This window comes from Methanobrevibacter sp. 87.7, assembly GCF_002208625.1.
In the GTDB taxonomy this organism is placed as follows: Archaea; Methanobacteriota; Methanobacteria; order Methanobacteriales; family Methanobacteriaceae; genus Methanarmilla.
Genome location: NZ_MRCT01000206.1, coordinates 1 through 2727, shown reverse-complemented (window position 1 = coordinate 2727; position 2727 = coordinate 1). Strand labels below are relative to the sequence as shown.

General features: G+C 25.3%; 3 protein-coding genes. All 3 read right to left on the bottom strand.

The window, feature by feature from the left end:
- Positions 1-163: 163 nt before the first annotated feature.
- A complete protein-coding gene (locus tag BGI41_RS07660) occupies positions 164-376 on the bottom strand; it encodes a histone family protein (RefSeq protein WP_088540108.1) in 213 nt (70 codons plus the stop codon).
- Between the two features lie 254 nt (positions 377-630).
- A complete protein-coding gene (locus BGI41_RS07655) occupies positions 631-1473 on the bottom strand; it encodes a TIM barrel protein (RefSeq protein WP_088540107.1) in 843 nt (280 codons plus the stop codon).
- 100 nt (positions 1474-1573) lie between these two features.
- Positions 1574-2587 (bottom strand): type II glyceraldehyde-3-phosphate dehydrogenase, encoded by a 1014-nt coding sequence (locus BGI41_RS07650; RefSeq protein WP_088540106.1) that lies wholly within the window; start codon positions 2585-2587, stop codon positions 1574-1576.
- Positions 2588-2727: the final 140 nt, after the last annotated feature.

Below are 2727 nucleotides of genomic sequence, written 5' to 3'. Positions count from 1 at the left end.
GATTTTATGTATTTTTTATTTAAAATTAGTATTTATTTATTTAAAATCAACGATTTTAAATGATTATTTTATTAAATCTTTAAGATTTAATTTATATTTTAGTAAAAGGAATTAATAATTAAAAGTAGGTTAATTCTAGAATTCTAGAATTAACTGTTTAAATTTATTCGCAAGATTTTTTTGCTAATTTAATATCTTCTGCTTTAACAGTTTTACGTCCTGCATGTTTAGCATAAGTTACTGCTTGTTTAGCAAGTATAGTTGCGCATTCTTCTAATTTTTCAGCAAGAGCTTCTTTAGCATCTTCACTAACTCTTTCTGCACCTGCATTTTTTACAATTCTTCCTACAGGAGCAAGTGGTAATTCATTTTTCATTTTTTATCACTTTTTTATTATTTTTTAATTCTAATAATCTTAAGTTCAATTATTAGTATGTTGTATTATTTAATTTATCTTATATAAGTATTACTAATTTATTTTTTAATTTTAATAAGTTTATATTAATATTTTTATAATTGATTTATTTATTATTAGTATTATTAAATTATTAAATCTAATTACCTTTTTTATCATAATTTGGTAAAGTACTAACATTTTTTTATTGAAGTTTTTTATTGTTTTAGGTATTCTTAAATATTTTTTAATAGTTCTTCATAGGTTTCTCGCATTCTAATTGCATCAATATCGAGTAAAGGAGTTTCACAAATTATTGTAGCATTCCATCCACATTCAATTAAATTTTCAAGTAAATCTTTTATATTGGGGCCATATTCATCATTTTCTTCAAGTGTATGATGTTTTCTTTCACCATTTTTAGTATATTCTATTGTAGTAAAATGGCAATGTAATCTTTCAATATTTAGGTGATTTTCTAATTTTGTAAATATTTTATTATAATCTTCTTTTTTATTTAATGTTCCAAAACTTCTTGCATGAAGATGTGCAAAATCGATTGTTGGTTCAAAATGTTCTAAATTTTCGCACATATAAATTATTTCATCAAGATTTCCAAGTTGATTTATTTTTCCTGTTGTTTCTGGTGCAAATGTGTAGTTTTCAAGTCCTTCATCTTCACATTTATTTAATAATTTTTTATATCCTGTCATAGCTTTTTCTAAACATAATTTAGGATCTTGTTTTGAGTAATATCCTGGATGAAATACTAATCTATATGCTCCCATATATTCTCCAATTCTTGCACAATTAAATAAACTTTCTATAGATTTATCTATTTTTTCATCCTCTTTTGAACACATATTTATATAATATGGGCAGTGCATAGAAACTAATACTTTGTTTTTATGACTATTTTCTTTAAGTTTACTTGCACTTTCTTCTTTTATTCTTAATCCATGTGTTGATTGATATTCATATGCAAATAATCTTCTTTCATTTAAATATCCGCATGCTTCATATGCTTTTCCTTTATATTCTTTAGGTTTTCCTGCAGGTCCAAATATAATTTTATCCATAAAATCATCTTCTAATTAAAAATAAGTTGTTATTAAAAAAATAAAATAAAAAAAAGAAAAAAATAAGTAGTTAAATATTATATTAAAATTTTAAATAATTTTATAAAATACCCATTGCTTTATTTGTTTTTGCAATAGATTTTTCATTGTCAGATTCCATTTCTAACATTGCACGGATACAATCAATGTTTTCTGGAATAACATCAGATTCTTGATGTACAGCTTGCATGTAATATAATTCATTATTAACTACATTTATTGTTTCTTTCCATACTGGAATTTCATATAAGTCATTTCTACTTCTTCCTAATTCTCTTGCATATTCCATTAATGTTGCAGTAGAATCAAGTCCCATACCTGCTTCTGCAAGGATAACTCTTGATCTTTTATTAAGAACATCAATAATATCATCACTAGTTACATCACTATTAAGTTCAACCATAATATTATGTACATGCATAAGAGTTGTTGGTACAAGAAGTGCCATTGTAGTAATATCTATTCCTTTCATTACAGTTCCAACATCTGGGCCATGGTGTGATGGAACTTTTGCAGGATTTGGAACAATTGCATTTATTGGTCCTTTTTTAGCTTCATTAGGATCTGCTCCTCTTCTTACCATTACTGCTCTAACTTTTTTAATATCTGCAATTTGGCTAATTGGATATAATGAACGTGTAAGTCCTGTAGTATTACATGATACTACACGAGAGTAATCTGCCCCATAAGATTCATCATAATTTGAAAAGGAGTTAAATGATCTTCCAGTAAGAGAATGGTCTTCTCCACCTTGGTATATTGCTTTTACTCCTGCTTTTTTATATTTATCCATATTTTCTTTACCAAATTTACCTGGAGTACAATCTACTACTAAATCTGCTTCAGGAATCATTTCATCAACTGTTCCTGCAATTTCAATTCCTGCATCTTTAAATAATTGTTCTCTTTCAGGTATAGCTATATATAAAGGATAACCTTTTTCAACAGCAACTTTTGCTTCAAAATCAGGTTTTGTTTTACATACACCAACTATTTTCATATCATCTTGTGCTGAAACTGCATCAGCAACTCTTTTCCCAATTGTTCCAATTCCATTTACAGCTATAGATTTCATTTTATTTCTTTCCTATGATTAATCTAAAATTTATTAAAATTCTTTATTAATAAATTTATGTTATATTAATTTATTTATATATTTATTAAAGTATTTTGTGTTTTTAAATTAGATTTTAATTTTTTAATTAAGATTATAAT